This window comes from Flagellimonas nanhaiensis (assembly GCF_003382275.1).
Lineage (GTDB): Bacteria > Bacteroidota > Bacteroidia > Flavobacteriales > Flavobacteriaceae > Flagellimonas > Flagellimonas nanhaiensis.
In genome coordinates this window covers 1-17847 of the sequence record NZ_QTJX01000003.1, presented here as the reverse complement: position 1 = coordinate 17847, position 17847 = coordinate 1, and the positions used below count along the sequence as shown (strand labels likewise).

The following is a 17847-nucleotide window of genomic DNA, read 5'->3' as shown; positions in this document are numbered from 1 at the left end:
AATAGACTACAGCCATTTTTTGCGCCTAAAGTAATAGAACAGGGCAGCAAAGATAAGTACCATCACGCCCCATAATATAAAATAGCCATATTTGAATTTAAGCTCGGGAATATATTCAAAATTCATTCCATAGACCCCGGCCAAAAAGGTCAACGGAATAAAAATGGAAGCTACAATGGTCAGGACTTTCATGATCTGGTTCATCTTATTCCCCAGAGTGGTCATATGCATATCCATTAGCCCCCAGATCATTTCACGATAAATCTCCACGCTCTCCGAAACCTGGATAATATGATCGTACAGATCCCTAAGATAGAATTGTGTACGCTCGGAAATATATTTATGGCCTCCTTTTTCCAACCTATTGACCACTTCACGCAAGGGTGACACCGCTCTTTTTATCCGTAAAATTTCCTTCTTCAGTACCTGGATCTCATAAACAATGTCATCATTGGGTTTATCCTCGAACAGGGCATCCTCCAAGGTTTCAATTTTTTCCGCAATGGCTTCGATAAGGATAAAATAATTATCTACTGCCGCATCCATTAGGGCATAAAGCAGATAATCTGCTCCATTGGCACGAATACGGCCCTTGGCATTCCTTAGTCTATTTCTTACCGGGTCAAAAACGTCACCTTCTGCCTCTTGGAATGTCAATACATAATCCTTTCCAAGGACAAAACTGACATGTTCAATGTGAAGTTCTCCCTCACCGTTGAAATGGAGCATTTTAAGCACCAGGAACAGGTATTCGTCATACTCATCAATCTTAGGACGCTGGTGGGTATTGGCAATATCTTCCAGGATAAGGGGATGGAGCTTGCAGTAATCCCCGATTTTCCCAATGGCCTCAACATGGTTCAATCCATTGATATTTATCCAGGTAATGGGTTCGGAATCCACATATTTATAGGCATCCTCGATGGTGCCCAGTTTGTTTTCCTCAAAGAAATCCACATTGTAATCGAACACGTCAATAAACAGCTCGGTGTTTTCCTTGTTACCGGTATATATTATTGTACCGGGGGCCTGGCCCAAACTCTTTTTTATGTTTTTTGATCTTCTTCCCATTACGGTATTCGAAATATAAACAAATTAGAGCAAATGTGCCTCTAGCATCCAGAGCGACTTATCGAGACCTCTGGATATTTCCGTAAACAGATCGGCCGTGGCCTTGTCCCCATGGGATTCACAACTATCAATACATCCCCTGGTGGATGTACATACCTGAGCATAGCGTTCGACCATTTTTGTAATGGTATATTCACTGTTGTCGAAGGAATCCGGGCTTTGTTCCAACCGGGTAAGTTTCGAGGCCATCCGGATGGTCCCACGCGCAACCCCGCCCAATGCTGTGGTACGCTCAGCAATCATATCCACAAAGGATAGGGTCTGCTCTGCCAACTGGTCGAACAACAGATGTAACGAATGGAATTCCATCCCTTTGACATTCCAATGGGCCTGTTTGAGTTGGCTGTACAGATCGAAGGTATCGGCCAATTGCTGATTCAGAATACTGATCAACTCTTCTTTGTTTCCAACTTTAATGGAGCTTTTATAGCGTATCATTTGTCTGAGTTTTGTCTTTATTAATAATATAAAGGCCGGAATCTACATCCCGGCCAACATCAATCAATCTATCCATCAACCATTAGTGAGCTATTAACTAGTCCTTCACTATTTGATTTCAATCTGCTTTGGAGGTTGCTTTTTTGCCTCCTCCTTTTTGGGCAATCTAATCTTCAGTACACCTTCATTGTATGAGGCATTTATCTTTTCCACCTGTACACTTTCTGGTAATGTAAAGGATCTTTGGAAGCTACTAAAGCTAAACTCCTTTCGTGTAACTTTCTTTTCCTCGCTTTCCTTTTCCTCGCTTTTTTCCGACGAAATGGTCATCATTCCGTTTTCCAGGTTGACCTTAAAATCTTCTTTTTTCAGCCCTGGCGCTGCTACCTCTATATCGAAAGCATCTTCGCTTTCTGTGATGTTTACTGCGGGTATGGTTGTCCCTGTTTGTACACCGCTCACGAAATCACGTCCCCAGAAATCATCAAAAAATGATGGTAAGGAAGGGAATAGGTCATCTTGTTTGTTCCATTTAATAAGTGACATTGCTTTAATTTGTTTAATGGTTAAACTATTTTATCTTTTTTTTGAAGGGTGGATCATTGACAACCAACTTTAGTAGAAACCTCATTGATCTTTACACTGCACCTTCAGTTACGTTTTTGAATGTAATCAACCAATCCACCCATTCTATCCTTTTTGACCCATTCTCAAAAAAGGGTCACCTGTTTTATCAAAGTTTTTTTATCAACAGAACTCATCGTCACAGGCTTCTTCCTGATTCTCTTTCAGGGACTTGAAGTACTCATCATCAAAGGTATCGGGCAAGGTTTCTACCAGGGATTTTTTGATCAGAAAAACCTTATTGTCCAGCACCACCTTAATCCGGTCTTCCAGCTCAGAATCCACCTCCGACAAAACGATCACGTCATGCTCTTTGAATCCCTCGGGATTTACCTGGGCGATCCGTTTCAAAAGGTCAGCGGTCAGGTATTCGTAATCCACATCTATTTTTTTCATGATTCTCTTTTTCCCTTTCGACCCCTATTTGGTATTGGGGTCACCCTCTTTTTTTTTTGACGATTTGAAGGCAGGTTATTCTAACCCTTCTCCTTTTCCGGACGTTTCTTAGAATTACACGAAGTTTCAACCAATAAATACAGTGGTTATAGTGCAGATATCAAGTTGACTTTTCGATGTCCCTTGCGTTCTCTCAATTCTATTTCCAGTTTTTCGTTATCGCCCAACACAATTTTAGAGACTACCAATACCAATCTATGAGACTGTCCAATTTTGATAATCTCCGGCATATTATGGCTATGAAGTACTCTTTGTTCCAAACGTTGATAAGAAGCTTTCTTTTTCTTATTTCCATTAGTTCGATACACATTTAAAAAATCAATTTCAAAATCAATTCCAGATCGGTTTTTAATCTCCAGTACCAAATACACTTCATCCTCATTATAGGACATTTTCTGCAATTGTAATTTTACTCCTTTCTTACGTTTTGTAGAGATAGGTACATATTTAGTTTTCAACTGATAGGCACTAAACTTCTCAAAATAGGTTCTCCTATTCGCATAAGGATTAATTGATACGATTTCTTTTTTAAGCGGAATAATTACTGGCTTTTCATTTCCGATACTTTCATTTTTTGAAATGAAATAGTTTATCCTCGGAAGCTTTTCGGCATATTTGAGAATATAAGAATACACCTGGCCGTCGCTTGTTACCACCAAAAGGTTACTTTCGGTTCCTGGCTTTGCCTGTAACAATCCAAAGTACTGTTGTTTTTCACGGTTGTATGTAAACACAAAATTACTTTTACCGGGGATACCCTGACGAATAGGGCTAGGAAAAAAGAGTGCAACATTTTTTTGATCGTTGGCATAAATTACATTGTCCAACTGCTGTGCAAACAAACTGTTTGTACAGACCAATAATAAAATTAGAATGTATGTTTTCATATCAAAATGTTTTTTAGATTATTACTGCCGATTATCGGCTTTTAAAATGAGTTTGTAGTTATTATAAATAGTGGCTTTGACCCGTCGATTATTTCTCTGAAATATCCTCTTAATACCACTAACTTGTGGCACCCCAACAATATTGATGTCATCAACCACATCACCAACTATTTCCTGGGTTGCCTCAGCCCTGAAACTGTTCACGATATTAATCCCCTCACTGCCATCCTGAAGATCAAACGATTTTAAGTTAATTGGCTTATGGTTAATGTTCTCAATCGTTATAATCGTACGATTGGGTTTGAAACTGATAAAGCCATAAAGCTGGGTGTTTCTTGGATAGACAACACTATTAATAAGAGCTTCTTTTGTTAGGCGCATTTGAAGTCTGTAATCCTTTCTTACCGTTTGGGTACCATCAACATGTGCGTAAATGAATTCATCAGTACTTTGAGGTTTTATATCCCCATTTTTTTGTGGATTCGATGCAAAGAATAGTTGATGTTCTAAAGCAAGTTCCTTAACCAATATACTTGTTTCATCCTTTACAATTGTCTTAATGGTGTCCTTCTGTTTAGGTTTAGGTGGCTCCGGTATTTTAGGTTTTCTGTATGATGCATCAGAATAGTTGATACGACCTTCATTATAAATACTGTCTATAATCTTCATCTTTTGTTTCTCCAATAAATCCGGATCATAAACCCCTGTGGAATCTAAAAGACGTTCATCATAAATACTAGGAGCATTTGTTTCCCTAATTTCCTTCAGGTCATCCAACGCATCCAACCTAGATTTATATTCCTTTTGTTCTTCCCCTAATTCGGGAACAGGGATTTGATTGTTTTCAATTGTTGGCTCTTCATCTTCCCCTAACACCATAAATGCATAAGTTCCTATAAATAGCACTACGCAAATCAATACCAGGGCAAATACTATTTTATTCTTTTCTACTTTCATAGCTTTCTATTTTTCTTAGTTTATTCTCAAAAAAGTTTGTGATTGATAATCCATGTGTGTTTTTTGGAAAATTTCTCTTTTCCAAATGAATGAGCGCACCTGAAGTTGTAAGCTCATAAGTGTCAACCGTAGTTCCCCTATTAACTTCAAATACTGTGACCGTTCTAAAGGGATAAGGTTCAGCTTTCAGATCGATTTCTGATTTAACACTGATAATTTTTTGTACAAGGGAATATTGAACAATTCTGTTATAAACACCATCAGCTTTTTTCTGCCGGTACACATTATCTACAGAACTATCCCCTAGCCAAAGGGCTTTTTCAATGTTACTTTCATAATTAATGGCATCGATACCATAGAAATAGTTATGGAACAATAATAGGTGGTCCAAAACTTCAACTTCAAGATCTTCCTGCTCAGTATGCCATCTTAATGGTATAACCTCACCATCAATACCGATGGCAAAGTTACCCTGCATAAAGTCCTTAACTGTTTTGTTCGATATTAGACTTGAAGTAATAATAGAAATTCCAGAGGCAATTACTACAGTCAGAACAATAAAACGATTGAACTTTAGCACGTCGTAAATATTTTTATAAGGCGTTTTCGTCATCATCTTGATTTTTTTTAGCCTTTCCCAAGAGTAACATTTCAGATAACACGATCTCTGTTACCTGACGTTTTACATTTTCTTTATCCTGGTAAGTTCGATAGGTTAGTTTCCCTTCGATGGCCAGCTCCTGGCCTTTGGTTACTAATTTTTCTACGATTCCGGCTACTTTACCCCATGCAATAAGAGTATGCCACTCAGTACGTGTGATCTTTTCACCTTTGGCATTTTTATAATGTTCATTGGTAGCAAATGACAAACGAGCCACTTTATTGTCATTTCCCAATTCAGTTATCTCCGGTTTTTCCCCGACATTCCCAATTAGTATGACTTTGTTTCTAAGTTTATTCATGATTTAATATTTAGATAATTGATTATTAATTGAAATCCCCTTCAGGTATCAGGAGGTAAACAGTCTGAATACAAAAGAGGTTGCCCTACGATAAAGTTTGAACTTCAACAAGACTATAAATCCTACTGAAGCCAATTGAATTAAAGGAGCGAAAAAGGAGCTACCCCAATCTGTTCCGAAAAGATTACTCCAGAAATTGGTATTGACTTCTGTATATAGGTTATTTACAAAAACGTTGACCAGAAAAAATGCAGGAACCAGCATATAAACTCCGGCATAGAGTTTAAAGAAATTATACGCCAAGGTTCTAAACTTCTCGAATACGGCAAGACTAATTACCAAAGGAAAAAAGGCTTGCATTATTCCCAAAAGAAAATAACGTTCAGCAAGAAATAGCGGATAGATAAACAGGTCTAACAGCCAAAGGAAAACCCCCATAATAAAAGCCAATATCTTCAATCCATAAAGGGGAGTAACCAACGACTCATAAAGCATCGCCATTGCTTTTTTGGCGGCTTCCAAGACACCCACATCCTGTTCCAAATCCACATCTTGCATTTGTAACGGGAGGAGTGCCGGAGCCGTGTCTCGGTATTGGGATTCAATAGCCACAAGTATGCCATCGAACACATTCAATACCTGCGTTGAGAAGATTACGAGAATAACAACTGCAAAATTCTTGGCGAGTTCTGCAGGTGTCAGCCCCCAGGTATATCCATCATCATTAGCAATACCTTCATTATATTTTTTAAGGATATTGATTAAAAAGAATAGGATAGCCAGGGTTTTCATTCCAGCAATGGTGTACTGTGAAAACTCACTGTCTTTAATGACCTGAAAAACAGCATCCACATACTCTAAACCTATACCCAAGAAAAACCCTGCCATCAGTATTTTGCTTCTCGGTTGTTGATCTTATCCTGCATTTCACGAAATGCAATAATCTCGCGATAACGTCTTGTCTTTGCTTCAATTTCTGCCACCATTTCAGTAGATTTCAGCTCCATTTCTTTAAGTACTTCTGCGCGCTCGGCATCGGTCATTTTCAGGCTATTACTAGATAAGATCTGGTCGATATAATTCATGCCGTCCAAAGAGTTTTCTATAATCGCGTTAAAGGAGTCAGAAATTCTATTGACTTCGTGGGATTTGATGTAAGGAGAATTTAGAATTTCACGAAGGTCGTCCTGAACAATGTTGAACAATTTTTGGTTGTTACGTGCCAGTTCCCTAACGGCTTTAAGTTGACGTATCACGTTGTTCACTTTCTCAATGTTCTCTTTTTGCTGTTTAAGGAATTGTACCGTTTTAAGAAGTTGAGAAGTCTGTTTTGCCGATTCCAATAAGGACTTTGTAAAGCTTATGAAATTCGTGTTATCGTAAACTGGCATTCCCTGTGCGGAAATTTTACTTGCAAACAGTACAATAAATAGTACCGAAAGAATTGATTTTTTTAATGTGTTTTTACTCATTTCTAATAATTTGTTTTGGTATTCGCGAATCTTCGATTTCATGATTTTTCGTTTTAAGAGTTAATAAATATTTGAATGGCTTTTTCCATTGAGTTATGTTCTTCATAGAGCTTCATAAGTTGTTCACTTTCCTTACCATCTGTGAGATAAGCCGCGTACACCTCTTTAGGAACTTCGAGACGAAAAATGTTACTTTCCTTCCCAATTTTGATGAACATTTCCGTGTACTTCCTATCCCCGGTGAGATTATTGCGGATAGACTTTAATTGGTTCAAATCGTGACTGGACAGGCAAAGCCTGTTTTTTAATTCTTCATAGCCTTTCTCATTTCTTAGGCTATATATGACCTGCGTATTTTCTAGAATACTTGCCGATGTCGAATTGTTTGGGAGCTGGTTAATAGATTGCAAAATGATTCCAATAGCTCCATTCTGTTTACGTATAGCTTGATAGTAGAACTCTACACTCTCCAGGACGTTTTCAAATTTGAGTTGTTTTGCAAACTCGTCGAAAAGAATAATACCACGCTCCGAGCGATTTCGCCAAATGGTACGCTGAATTGCGGACTTTATAAGCTTCAACATAACCGAAAGGATTTCCTTGTTGTCTTTTACTTCGTCCAGTTCAAAGACAATCATTTGTTTGTCCTCTATCTTAAAAGTTTGATCTTCGCCTACGTTGAATAGAAAACTATATAGTCCGTCACCAACATACTCGGATAGAATGTGTAAAAAGTTATAGACGCTAAAATCTTCCTCTCTTATTTTGAGTTCATTTATAAGAGATTCCTTTTTGTTATCAATGAATTTGTATAATGATTCCAGGGAATGGCGAACACTAACTTCTTTATAGTAAAAGCGTAGTACTTTTTTCATGGCAACCTGTTTGGACTTGGATTGCTCCTTATCTGCCAATAATTCCAAAAGAAATATTGCCAGGTCTTCCAATCGTTCCGGTGATAGGTCGGATTCGTTAGAAATGAAGAACGGGTTAATCCCTAAATTCTTACCCTGTTCGTAACGCAGGATGGTATGGCCGTCAGGGTAGAGTTTGGCAAATTTTGAGTAAGATCCTCCTAAATCAATTATGACCAATCGTACTTGTTGCTCAAAATACTGGCGAAGTATATTGTTTGCTAAAAACGATTTCCCTTCTCCCGTTGGAGCAAAAATTGCAAAGTTTCGAGCCTTAATGCGCTTCTTTTTTTCATCCCAGACATCTTTTAAAACTGGTATATTATGTTGCCGATCATTGAAAATGATCCCGACTTCATCAGTTTTATAGTTGCTGTTATTGATGTAAAGACACAGTGCATGTTTTAGATCGGTCACATACAGGTCTTCATTAGAAAAATTCGAAGTATAACAGAAAAAGCTATTTAAAAAGTAGTTTTTGCGTTCCTCACCTCTCGGATAATAGGGCACGATGTCCAATTCTTTAAACTCCGTTTTTATCTTGGAAGCTATTCGGCCTAATTGTGACACATCATTGTCCCAAAAAATTATATTAAGATGACCTCTGATGATACGTGAGGAATCATCTTCATTAATCTTGGAAACGATGTCCTTAATTTTTTTAAGAACGACTTTATTTTGGGTTCCAAAATTCGAGCTTTTATTTAGCTCTTCAATTTTTTTATCAAGTAGTTTGCGCCATTTATGCTTATCGTCCAGATAGATGATTTGATTGACAATATGGTTTTCACCTAAGTTTAATCCCAGTCCGTCAATAAAACCTTGATGGAATACGAAATCGTCTGAAGTAAACTTATCATTGGTCTTACTACTTTGAACTACATCACCAAAGCACAGCTCACTGTTAATAGCCAGAATATCAAAATGATTATCCCCTATTTCAATAACATTCTTTTTGAGTTGAATGTCAGTATCAAATCCGTCATTAAAGCCATTGAAATAGCTATTGGTGAGATTTAATATTTCATCTTCGCTTAAGGGAGCCATTGACACTTTGCGACTGTTATTGATAAAAGAAACAGCATCATTTACAGCAGCGATAAATTCCTCAACAGAGTGATCTAATTTCTTGTGAATTCCTTTTTCAACTTTTCGGAAAGGATTCGTAAATTTTGAAGCATTTAACGTCTTGCTGAAGGGGAGAACAAAAAAGAGAAAACAAGAGTGCCCTGTAAACTGACGACCTTTGAAATAATCATAGGTTGCTTTTTCAAGGAAACTCTTATTTGGTAATTGATCCCCTGAATAGATTTGTTTTCTATAAATGTCCTGTTTATGGATTACGGTTCCGGTTGGAAGAGATTTAAACGCCTGAAACCAGGAATTGTGAAGATCTTCAAAATCTCCTTCGGAAAGTGAATAGATTTCGGGAAATTGACCTTTGTAACATAGAACTATGTTTCCATTGTTAGCATAAAGTGTTTGGTTCTTAATATCAAGTATTGGGTGGTATTTAGATAAATTAATCTTCTTCATATTTTAGTTGGCTTTCTTTCTTATTACTGATTGTAGAGGGAAAAACTTTTTGAAAGTGTAGTAAGGCAGGGTTCCTACGTATATTGGTAAGTGCGATATAAAGAGCCGCATTAAATACCAATACGAAAATGATTATCGAGAAACTAAAGGAAAAAATGATAAATAGAAGTGACCCGATTATGGATGTCATCATTAGCGCGAACAGTGAAACGGGAAGCCCCATTATCACTGCACGCTTTCTAATGTTTTTGTATACCTCAAACTTCTTCATAAGTACTGCTGATTCCTTAAATGCCTCTTGAGGCTTAAACAACGATACCAATGAGGTAAGTAAAAATTCCAACCACTGCACCCGCTATCAGCACGAATACCAACACACGGGTAATTCCTTTTTTCAAATCTGCGTTCTCACCGAAAAAGTGACCTGCATTAAATAGGAAGCCAATTAAAAAGATAACGCCAAGAATGATTGGGAAAATTGCTCGTATTGTATCCGATACATCATTTACGGAATCTTCAATACCTCCTATCTGAGCAAAAATGGAGTTGGTAATAAGGAGCAAAAGTGCGGTTAAATAGACTGATTTTTTCATATCAAAAAAGTTTTAAAAAGTGATTGAATTCGATATGAGAAAAGTACTTTTTATATTAAACTAAATAACTGTATATCAGCAAGTTGTGAATAAAATAATCATTGTATCCGATTGTTGCAATTTGTTGCCAATTGACATCAAAGTGTATGAAAAACTGAAATGATGTTGTTAATAACTCAAGATTGAAAAGTTTGATTTGTCTTAGAAAACGTCAGATTTTGAAAACACCGAAGAAACTTTGAGTTAAATTTTTAAATTTTCAATGGCATCAAAAAAGGCATTTATATCATTGTAAAGAGATAAATCAATTGTCCTCTTTGGTAAATCAGTGATTTGATTTTCAATCACAATTATTTTGGTTCCAACCTTTGTTCCTGAGCGTTCAAAAACCACAAATGGAAGAATCATTTCGCACGATAACTTAATGTTTCTATTTTCCTTTAGGGCAAAAAACTTGTTCAGTCTTTTTTCCATAGAAGACCCATTCGGCACAATGGCTATTACCTTAGCTTTACCATTTTTAGAAAGGTGTTTAATTGCTTTACTCACATGTTCCATTGCTGTTTTCCCAGCAGATCCAAAAGGTGGATTCATAACAATCCCTTTATATTTGTTTATAATATTCAGATCTTCAAATCTCTGAGTCTTAACTTCTCCATTCACATTGATGGACAACCTAGAACAAAGGGTATAACTAGGTTCTATAAAAGTATTATCGGTATTCTCTGGAAAAAATCTTCCTATTGCCCCATGTCCTGCACTGGGTTCCAATAGAGCATCTCCGGGTTTTGCATTAAGCCATTCAACCATCTTTAATCCTAGAGGCTCAGGAGTTGCAAAATAGTCTATTCCTTCTCTGGACTTGTTGGATGCGGTTCGTTTTCCCATTCCGAAATAATAGGATTTAGCCTTGTCAAATTCTGAAATGGTTTCAAACTGAAAATCTGAATCCTTACCGCCAGTTCCTTGATCGTTGGATGGTCTTTCATCATGAGCATTTAAGTAACCTTCAGTAAAAACCAACTCTAGGTTCCTGGCTTGCTCACCCATTGCCAGATTTTCGGCAGTTCTTGATCTGGTCGCTATTTTTTCCGCAAAAGCATATCTTTCAAAATTCGTATGCAGGGTGATGTATTCATAAATGGCATCGCTCATCAGTCCAATTCGATAAATGCGGCCTTCAATCTGAATAGCATCTGTTGGCGCAGTTGGCAGACCCAATGTCATTAAAACTCTATTAACACCTCCTAATTTATCATGCAATGATATTCCCTCCTTACCTGCTTTAGTTTGTACTAGTAGTACATTGAATTTTGAATTATTGTCATTAAACAGATTGATATTCTGAATTCGGTTCTTTTTAGAGACAGTACCATTTATTTCTAAGGCATTTGGAAAGCATTCTTTAATAGTCTGTCTAGGGTTTACTAAATTTGAGAGGTCTAAGTTTACGAGTTCGGGATATTCCTGGTTGAATCTCTCTATATCTTCATGCAACCCAATTTTATCAACTGATTCTTCTTCAGATCGAATCAGCTTATTGGCTTCAAAATAGAAAGGGTGACTGGGTAAAGAGTTATTGTAATTATGAAAAATGACAACTTTTCTACCCAGTTTAAGATGTTCTTCAATTCTAGAAATCACCTCTTTTGCCTTGATGCATTCTAGGAGTTGATTGGTATAATTATAATTAAACTTTCTATGATGGTATTTTGATAGATACTTATATCTTTCCCTAAAATCGGAAGAATATAGAAGTTCCTTTCCCTGGTCAATTCTTGCACCAATCTCACTATTGACGATTATAAAATCACGTGAATAGTCCTTATCAACGTGAATTTTACGACCAGAAACAATACCTTCTTTCCGGAATTTCTCATAAAAATTCCTCTCCATCAAACTAACGTTAACCTGGCTGTCCGGGGTGGTCAGTTTATTATAGCGCATGCGATAGCCAAAATGCTCTATAAAGAATTTCTCGTAGTCATCTGGTTCGTTGTAGCTGCGGTGAACATATTCGGTTAAATATGGCTTTTCGTAAATGTCCCATAGGCAGCCGTCACCTAACATTATTGATTTATGATAAGCAAATGGTGAAGCCGAAAGAAATACAACTTTTGTAGAGTTTATATATTCCGCTAACCGTCTATTATAAATGGATTTGTAAAGATTATTATCTACATAGTTTTCTCCATCTTTCTCAGAGGTAGCTGCTTGCCTAATATCATCACGATATTTTTGCTCAAAGGTAGATGGCAGTTTGGCAACATGCTTATGTTTCCATAGACTTTCAGTAAAATTACCAGAGCCATTTTGGAGTAAGTAATGACATTCATCATAGACAACCAAATCAAAATCCAAGTCAGATAATCTTTCATTCTGATAGAAATTTGCATAAGTGGTTACAGTAATTCGGGGTTTACAATCTTTTGTATTCTCCAATAACCTAATTTCCAGATTTAGAACCTGCCCGTCGATAATCCAGTCCTTAGCTTTTTTATCAGTTGGAACAACTACGAGTATGTTCCTTTTATTCCTTGCATTGAATCTTTTGATAATTCCTAGTCCTACAAAAGTCTTTCCGGTTCCCGTCCCATTGGTAAAGAGAATACCTTTGCCTCTTTTAAAGCGTTGTTCTGCCTTTTGAACATCTTTTTGCTGTTTTGGGAATAGCTCAGGAAGCATGTCTTGAATATTCACAAGATCTCCCTCTTTTACTTGAAGGTCATTGAACGAGCTGAACTCTAACAACAATTGACCAACGCTTGAAGCTAGATTTAAAGTTTGTGTGGTTTCCATACGAAATATGATTTTGGATTAAACAATATTTCGCATGACCCAAACGGAAGACAAAAAATTTGGAGTGGAAAGGAAACGGAATAAACAAGCAAAGGATAAGGAGTGGCTTTATGCCGTAGTCTTTTCCGATAAAATTTTGCGAGTTTAACTTTGCGCTCTATTGTATTGACATCTTCACTAAACCAAATCCGTTAACTGAAATCAGGGTTTTTGATAAATGTTTAGCTGATACACAAATTGGTATCAAATTGATAGGATAGTGGAATTAAAAAAGGAGCGTAATTTTCTTAGATAAAAATCGTATATTGACAAACAATGATTTGACTTTCAATAATTTATTGTTTACCTAAAATTTGATTCGTTTTGCATTCATTTAGTTGCAATTGATGTCAAAATTTAAATTTCGTGAAAGTCATTATTCTACATAAAGTAAAATTTTGGTGCTTAATAAACATCAAAATTGTCATTTCTATCGCTTTTTTCTTAAGTGTTGGCTCAATATATAGTCAAGAAATTAATCCCAAAAAACGAATTATTATAGATCTTGGACATGGTGGAAAAGATTCCGGGGCAATTGGAGTAAATGGTATAAAGGAAAAAGATGTGGTTTTGCTAATCGCAAATGAGATTCTTCAACTAAATACTGACCTTTTTGAAAACCGACTGGACATTTACTTGACTAGGTACAAGGACACTTTAATTTCATTAAAAAACAGAAGTTATATAGCAAAGGTATTAAAGCCCGAATTGTTCATATCCTTACACTGCAATGCAGGTCAGTCGAACGCACAGGGATTTGAAGTTTATGTAACTCATGCATCTAACAATGCTTCACAAATCAAGAAATCAATTGCATTAGGGTTATCCATACTTCAGGAAAGCACCATGAAATTAGGAATTAAGGAGCGAGGTATCAAATTTGAGAATTTTTACGTAATAAGGGAAACTACCCCAATTTGCCCTACAGCCCTAATAGAAACAGGATTTGTAACAAATGACGACGAGGCGAAATATTTTCAAAAAGGTAAAAACATAAAGGCAATGGCCTTAGCTATATTATCAGGAATCTATAATTATTTAAAATTATGAAGGAACTATTTATTGAGATTATCAAGAGTTTAAAGGAAATATCCTTTACACTATTTAGAGAGCTTATATCAATGAAAATTTGGTTTGGGTCAAAATAAGTCAATACTGGTATGTTATTGACCATTAGATTCTTTTGTCTTTACTATTCTTATCAAATGCTATTAAATTAAAGAGTTGGCGCATCCTTGAACGAACCCTTTTCCCGTAGCGTTCTTCAAGTTCATTGGCATTAAGATTAGTGGTTGCATGAGTTTTTATTTTATTGGATAAAAAAAGGTCATGACGACTAAGTAGTATTTCTCCCAGAACATTGCAATCTTTTCCAAAATGTCTGCCTGTTGGTTCTACACCCAAATCGTCAAAGCAGAAGTACTTACTATTTCCAAACTGACTGATTGTAGAATATCCAATGTTATTAAACGAAAATACTATATTTCGGGTAGGAATAACTTCATAAGGTTTCCTATGTGGAACTAAGTGTCTTATCAATCTGAGCAACGAGGTCTTTCCACAACCAACGGGTCCGGAGAGCAATATTCCTTTATCAATATCTATCCCAAATTCCTCACATGCAGAACGGTCTTGAATTATGTACAAACATAATTTGTAAACAATCTTCTTATCCTCATCATAAATCCTGAACTTTTTCCCAAATAACAATTTTCCCTTCGCCTCTAAGTATATGAGCATTTTATCAAAGTCATAAAGTATCTGATTTCCATTTAGCGTTCCCAATGGGTATTGCACTGCCCCTTCGATAATGATATGTGGATTTGGCAAATTCATAACGGCTCATCATAATTTTTGTCTATAGATGTCTGAAGGTTGTCTTCATTTGGGACACTCCCGGAAAGTTTATTAGATTCAGAATTTTCAAAATTTAGTTCATCTTGTTTATTATTGTTTTTAAATGTTTGAATATGTTTATATATAGGTACTAACTCTTGTCCATGACTTGTCTCTATTTCGGTACGACTGGGGTACATGACTTGTTCAGAACTTGTCCCGAAATTGAACATCTTGATTTGGCTTCCCTTAAATGGATTATGTGAAGGTGAATAAAGTATGTAGTTCCAATGACTTAATTCTTTAATACATCTATGGTAAGTAGATTTTGAACCTATTTTGGAAATCCTCATTACTTCCTCTCTATTTATGAAAAACACATTTACAAATCGGTTTGTATTCCAAATTTGAAACAGCGCCATATAAAGGCTTATATGTGTAGGGTTCAACCTGGAGTCTTTTGAGAATTGTAGGAAAACAGCATTTAGATGTTTTATGTAGTTAACTTGTTCCAACATTATGGGATTTTATTATTTACCCTATTGCTTTCAAGAACCTGCATTATTTCTTCATAATCATAATACAGCACACCTCCAACTTTACTAAATGGTAGTGTCCCGTTTAATCTTAAATTTTGTAGTGTCCCATGTGAAACACCTAAAAGTTCTCTAACCTCATGAGTCTTAAGCCATTTTTTAGGAAAATGATCGGATCTATTTTGGAGTAATGTTCTGATCTCATCAAGAAGTTCTAGCTTAAACTCCATGAGATCTTCGGTGGTTAAAATTGTTGCACCCATTGCAGTAATTTGTAATTTTAAAGAGACCACCGCTTTTTAAATATTCAAATTAAGTGGCCTCTTCTGATTTGACTTTCGTTCTACAAAAATCTTTGGGTGATTTTGTTTTTCATCAATAGATATGCATAGGGTGGGTAAGATTTTTTTATAAAAAAATTTGATGCTTTTTAACCTTAATTGGTAAAAGCTTCAAATTTAAGGGTGATGAAAATCGACAAATTTTATGGAAAATGGGTAAGTATTGACTTTCCCCAAGTTGGGTACCAACTTGGGTCAATCATCAAGTCCTTCCATACGTTGATTAAGAAGTTCTATTAACTTATCAAGGAATTTGGTCTTGCTGTTTTTCCTTCCTCTTATTTCAATAAACGTGTGATAATAATTGCCTAAATCGATATTAAATATGTATTCAAAATAGGAAGCCATTTCTTTAATATCAACAGTACCGCTATTTATAACATTGCTGCATTGCAAAGCATATATCAGCTCAATCAGTTCAGTTTTGCTTCCGGTCCAAAATAGCTTTGAAGGTTCGTTGATTGGTTTATTCATTGTATTATCTGCATTAATTTCTAATTTACCAATTTCCTGCTGCAAGTACACAATTAGCATATCGAATGCCATAATTGTTGCGACAGTATTGTCCTGACATGTTGAAAATTTATCGTCGATCAAAAAATGAAAGGAGTCCGGTGGCAACCGTAAATCTCTATTTCCTCTTATGAAATATCGCTCATCCATTGAGGTTGCGCCTCTCCGGTAATAATTGTAAAATTCAAGATTGTCATTGAAGTAAGATTGGAGCTTTTCAATTTGATTATTAAAATATTTTACTTGCGATTTAGTACTACTTCTAGGTCTCTTACTCTCAATATTAAAGAGTTTTACATAATAAATTAGTTTGCTGAAAATTTGGGGCTTGACGTGTTTGAAAAAATAAATTTCCTCAGATTGTGATTTAAACTCCTTTTTTATGACTTCCTTCTGTAGTTCTTTGATACACTTTTCCACCTTGGTAATTCCGGATTCTGCTTTAAATAAAACATCACCGCTACCTGCTTCCAAATCTTCCAGCTTAGATTCTAACCCTGATAACAATTCTTTGAATTTCATGTTAAAGAAGCATCTTCATCTATGATTTTCCATTATACCTAATAGTTCAATACTATAGTTATCTGAAACTTGTATATAGGCAAATTTTTCACTTACCGTTGCTCCTAGTTTCCTTTTTTCAAATGAAGCCGTCATTCCAAAATCTAAACGTTTAAAATTTAGATCTATAGCTCTCTTGATTGTCTGATAAAGTAGTTGTCTGTATATATGATGGGATTTCACATAATCATAATTTAGTCCTACAAAAGCTGGAATATAGGTTTGGTCTAAATTGTTATAACATAGCATTACCCCGATTAACTCATTAGGATTGTCCTTTAAACTTAAAGTAATAAACTCCCAATTTGGGTGTTTCGACATTTCTGAAAATAAACTGTCCGGAAAAGAGAATGTATTTAGACCTAAATTATTCTTATGGACATTATTGTACAATCCCTTAATTTGCTTAAGCCATTGTTTTTCAAGGGATTTCAAAAACCTAACTTCAAATTGTGGCTCGAACGCTAAGATCTCCTTTCTATAATGTCTTCTGTTTCTCGTTGATAATTCCTCTATGTAATTTTTAATAGTTTGATTTTCCTTAAACCGAACCTGACAAGAATTTGGCATTTGTACCTTAATAAACCCTTGACCGTGGAAAAACTGGTTCAATCTGCCTTCTGAGTCAAAATCCCTTAAAGCAACCATTTTAGCGTCTAGATTTTGTTCCAATTTTTCCAGGGTTTGCATCATTACATTTAAACTATACTCAGCCTGGTAATGATCTCGATCAAGGTAAATGTGTTCCCCCTCGGTAAACAGGGAACCCATACTAACAACCTTAGAAGTCAAATAGTAAGGGTTAATCAATCTTTCTTTTTCAATTTTATCTGAAACACTAGGCTTTGACAACATATCATCTTTCCATAAAGACAGCGTGAAAAATGTTGCTAAAATGGGTTTCAAATCCTTGTCCCTAATAATTAAATATCTAAACTCCCAATTATGTTCATTCAGACCATTATTTGTAAATACATCTTCCAGGAATTTAAGTCCTTCCCAATCAAATACTCCATTGCCTCCAAGTAGGTTGTTCCAAAGATTCTTATCTATTTTTTGAATGGTGCTTTCCAATTGAACATTCAATTCCGAACTTGGGTTTATTGTCTTTTCCAGTGGCTTAATTTTAAATGCATGATACACCCGGTCTAAATTTGTAAATGTATCTTCTAAGGTGGAAACGCCGGACATAGTATACCACCCTCGCCGGGTTAAAGTGACCATAGCTGGCCGGACGAAAGTGACCCACCCC

At 36.0% G+C, this 17847-nt stretch carries 20 protein-coding genes; 2 read left to right on the top strand and 18 right to left on the bottom strand.

Translation table 11 applies throughout. The features are described from left to right. Window positions 1-6 precede the first annotated feature (6 nt). The 11 genes from corA to DX873_RS12940 form a co-directional block, all read right to left on the bottom strand. Window positions 7-1071, bottom strand: coding sequence for a magnesium/cobalt transporter CorA (gene corA, locus DX873_RS12990; protein WP_116184926.1), 1065 nt, complete (start codon window positions 1069-1071; stop codon window positions 7-9). Window positions 1072-1095: 24 nt separating this feature from the next. Further along, complete coding sequence (dps, locus tag DX873_RS12985; RefSeq protein ID WP_262511012.1) at window positions 1096-1590, bottom strand: DNA starvation/stationary phase protection protein Dps; 495 nt, start codon at window positions 1588-1590, stop codon at window positions 1096-1098. 87 nt (window positions 1591-1677) lie between these two features. Beyond that, on the bottom strand, window positions 1678-2115 hold the full coding sequence (locus DX873_RS12980) for an Hsp20/alpha crystallin family protein (protein ID WP_116184924.1): 438 nt from the start codon (window positions 2113-2115) through the stop codon (window positions 1678-1680). A 201-nt stretch (window positions 2116-2316) separates the two neighbouring features. After that, window positions 2317-2589 carry a hypothetical protein gene (locus tag DX873_RS12975; protein ID WP_116184923.1) on the bottom strand — a complete coding sequence of 91 codons (273 nt, stop codon included), beginning with the start codon at window positions 2587-2589 and terminating at the stop codon, window positions 2317-2319. Between the two features lie 146 nt (window positions 2590-2735). Continuing rightward, window positions 2736-3536, bottom strand: coding sequence for a DUF4138 domain-containing protein (locus DX873_RS12970; protein WP_116184922.1), 801 nt, complete (start codon window positions 3534-3536; stop codon window positions 2736-2738). A gap of 21 nt (window positions 3537-3557) precedes the next feature. Then, on the bottom strand, window positions 3558-4493 hold the full coding sequence (gene traM / locus DX873_RS12965; protein ID WP_116184921.1) for a conjugative transposon protein TraM: 936 nt from the start codon (window positions 4491-4493) through the stop codon (window positions 3558-3560). Beyond that, window positions 4474-5106 carry a conjugal transfer protein TraK gene (locus tag DX873_RS12960; RefSeq protein WP_116184920.1) on the bottom strand — a complete coding sequence of 211 codons (633 nt, stop codon included), beginning with the start codon at window positions 5104-5106 and terminating at the stop codon, window positions 4474-4476. The genes traM and DX873_RS12960 overlap by 20 nt, the downstream gene beginning before the upstream one ends. Beyond that, complete coding sequence (locus DX873_RS12955; protein ID WP_116184919.1) at window positions 5087-5455, bottom strand: single-stranded DNA-binding protein; 369 nt, start codon at window positions 5453-5455, stop codon at window positions 5087-5089. Before DX873_RS12955 ends, DX873_RS12960 begins: the two co-directional genes overlap by 20 nt. 48 nt (window positions 5456-5503) lie before the next feature. After that, on the bottom strand, window positions 5504-6343 hold the full coding sequence (locus tag DX873_RS12950; RefSeq protein ID WP_116184918.1) for a hypothetical protein: 840 nt from the start codon (window positions 6341-6343) through the stop codon (window positions 5504-5506). Then, complete coding sequence (locus DX873_RS12945) at window positions 6343-6846, bottom strand: conjugal transfer protein (protein WP_470299674.1); 504 nt, start codon at window positions 6844-6846, stop codon at window positions 6343-6345. Before DX873_RS12945 ends, DX873_RS12950 begins: the two co-directional genes overlap by 1 nt. Window positions 6847-6980: 134 nt before the next feature. Continuing rightward, window positions 6981-9377 (bottom strand): TraG family conjugative transposon ATPase, encoded by a 2397-nt coding sequence (locus tag DX873_RS12940; RefSeq protein WP_116184917.1) that lies wholly within the window; start codon window positions 9375-9377, stop codon window positions 6981-6983. Window positions 9378-9532: 155 nt separating this feature from the next. On the opposite strand from DX873_RS12940, the gene DX873_RS18920 reads away from it, so the two are divergent. Beyond that, on the top strand, window positions 9533-9679 hold the full coding sequence (locus tag DX873_RS18920; protein WP_181899505.1) for a hypothetical protein: 147 nt from the start codon (window positions 9533-9535) through the stop codon (window positions 9677-9679). Between the two features lie 3 nt (window positions 9680-9682). On the opposite strand, the gene DX873_RS12930 is transcribed toward DX873_RS18920, so the two are convergent. Together DX873_RS12930 and DX873_RS12925 are read right to left on the bottom strand one after the other, a co-directional pair. Further along, a complete protein-coding gene (locus DX873_RS12930) occupies window positions 9683-9970 on the bottom strand; it encodes a hypothetical protein (protein ID WP_116184916.1) in 288 nt (95 codons plus the stop codon). A 243-nt stretch (window positions 9971-10213) separates the two neighbouring features. Continuing rightward, the gene (locus tag DX873_RS12925; RefSeq protein ID WP_116184915.1) at window positions 10214-12769 is read right to left on the bottom strand and encodes a DEAD/DEAH box helicase; all 2556 of its coding nucleotides are present in this window, start codon (window positions 12767-12769) and stop codon (window positions 10214-10216) included. 405 nt (window positions 12770-13174) lie between these two features. On the opposite strand from DX873_RS12925, the gene DX873_RS12920 reads away from it, so the two are divergent. Beyond that, window positions 13175-13858, top strand: coding sequence for an N-acetylmuramoyl-L-alanine amidase family protein (locus tag DX873_RS12920; RefSeq protein WP_232520929.1), 684 nt, complete (start codon window positions 13175-13177; stop codon window positions 13856-13858). 123 nt (window positions 13859-13981) lie between these two features. Here the strand turns inward: DX873_RS12920 and DX873_RS12915 are convergent, their stop codons facing one another. The 5 genes from DX873_RS12915 to DX873_RS12895 all read right to left on the bottom strand — a co-directional run. After that, window positions 13982-14644, bottom strand: coding sequence for a P-loop NTPase family protein (locus tag DX873_RS12915; protein WP_417935342.1), 663 nt, complete (start codon window positions 14642-14644; stop codon window positions 13982-13984). Beyond that, window positions 14641-15162 carry a hypothetical protein gene (locus DX873_RS12910; protein WP_417935341.1) on the bottom strand — a complete coding sequence of 174 codons (522 nt, stop codon included), beginning with the start codon at window positions 15160-15162 and terminating at the stop codon, window positions 14641-14643. Before DX873_RS12910 ends, DX873_RS12915 begins: the two co-directional genes overlap by 4 nt. Then, window positions 15162-15443, bottom strand: a complete 282-nt coding sequence (locus tag DX873_RS12905; protein ID WP_116184914.1) for a helix-turn-helix domain-containing protein — start codon at window positions 15441-15443, stop codon at window positions 15162-15164. The genes DX873_RS12910 and DX873_RS12905 overlap by 1 nt, the downstream gene beginning before the upstream one ends. Before the next feature lie 273 nt (window positions 15444-15716). Further along, on the bottom strand, window positions 15717-16556 hold the full coding sequence (locus DX873_RS12900; RefSeq protein WP_116184913.1) for an RteC domain-containing protein: 840 nt from the start codon (window positions 16554-16556) through the stop codon (window positions 15717-15719). A gap of 15 nt (window positions 16557-16571) precedes the next feature. Further along, a partial coding sequence (locus DX873_RS12895; RefSeq protein ID WP_232520928.1) for a GNAT family N-acetyltransferase occupies window positions 16572-17847 on the bottom strand: 1276 nt, incomplete at its 5' end.

Excerpts from the sequence above, each read along its gene's own strand:
- corA (WP_116184926.1), bottom strand. The coding sequence starts at position 1,071 with ATGGGAAGAAGATCAAAAAACATAAAAAAGAGTTTGGGCCAGGCCCCC.
- DX873_RS12980 (WP_116184924.1), bottom strand. The coding sequence starts at position 2,115 with ATGTCACTTATTAAATGGAACAAACAAGATGACCTATTCCCTTCCTTA.
- DX873_RS12975 (WP_116184923.1), bottom strand. The coding sequence starts at position 2,589 with ATGAAAAAAATAGATGTGGATTACGAATACCTGACCGCTGACCTTTTG.
- DX873_RS12970 (WP_116184922.1), bottom strand. The coding sequence starts at position 3,536 with ATGAAAACATACATTCTAATTTTATTATTGGTCTGTACAAACAGTTTG.
- traM (WP_116184921.1), bottom strand. The coding sequence starts at position 4,493 with ATGAAAGTAGAAAAGAATAAAATAGTATTTGCCCTGGTATTGATTTGC.
- DX873_RS12960 (WP_116184920.1), bottom strand. The coding sequence starts at position 5,106 with ATGACGAAAACGCCTTATAAAAATATTTACGACGTGCTAAAGTTCAAT.
- DX873_RS12955 (WP_116184919.1), bottom strand. The coding sequence starts at position 5,455 with ATGAATAAACTTAGAAACAAAGTCATACTAATTGGGAATGTCGGGGAA.
- DX873_RS12950 (WP_116184918.1), bottom strand. The coding sequence starts at position 6,343 with ATGGCAGGGTTTTTCTTGGGTATAGGTTTAGAGTATGTGGATGCTGTT.
- DX873_RS12945 (WP_470299674.1), bottom strand. The coding sequence starts at position 6,846 with ATGCCAGTTTACGATAACACGAATTTCATAAGCTTTACAAAGTCCTTA.
- DX873_RS12940 (WP_116184917.1), bottom strand. The coding sequence starts at position 9,377 with ATGAAGAAGATTAATTTATCTAAATACCACCCAATACTTGATATTAAG.
- DX873_RS18920 (WP_181899505.1), top strand. The coding sequence starts at position 9,533 with ATGATAAATAGAAGTGACCCGATTATGGATGTCATCATTAGCGCGAAC.
- DX873_RS12930 (WP_116184916.1), bottom strand. The coding sequence starts at position 9,970 with ATGAAAAAATCAGTCTATTTAACCGCACTTTTGCTCCTTATTACCAAC.
- DX873_RS12925 (WP_116184915.1), bottom strand. The coding sequence starts at position 12,769 with ATGGAAACCACACAAACTTTAAATCTAGCTTCAAGCGTTGGTCAATTG.
- DX873_RS12915 (WP_417935342.1), bottom strand. The coding sequence starts at position 14,644 with ATGAATTTGCCAAATCCACATATCATTATCGAAGGGGCAGTGCAATAC.
- DX873_RS12910 (WP_417935341.1), bottom strand. The coding sequence starts at position 15,162 with ATGTTGGAACAAGTTAACTACATAAAACATCTAAATGCTGTTTTCCTA.
- DX873_RS12905 (WP_116184914.1), bottom strand. The coding sequence starts at position 15,443 with ATGGGTGCAACAATTTTAACCACCGAAGATCTCATGGAGTTTAAGCTA.
- DX873_RS12900 (WP_116184913.1), bottom strand. The coding sequence starts at position 16,556 with ATGAAATTCAAAGAATTGTTATCAGGGTTAGAATCTAAGCTGGAAGAT.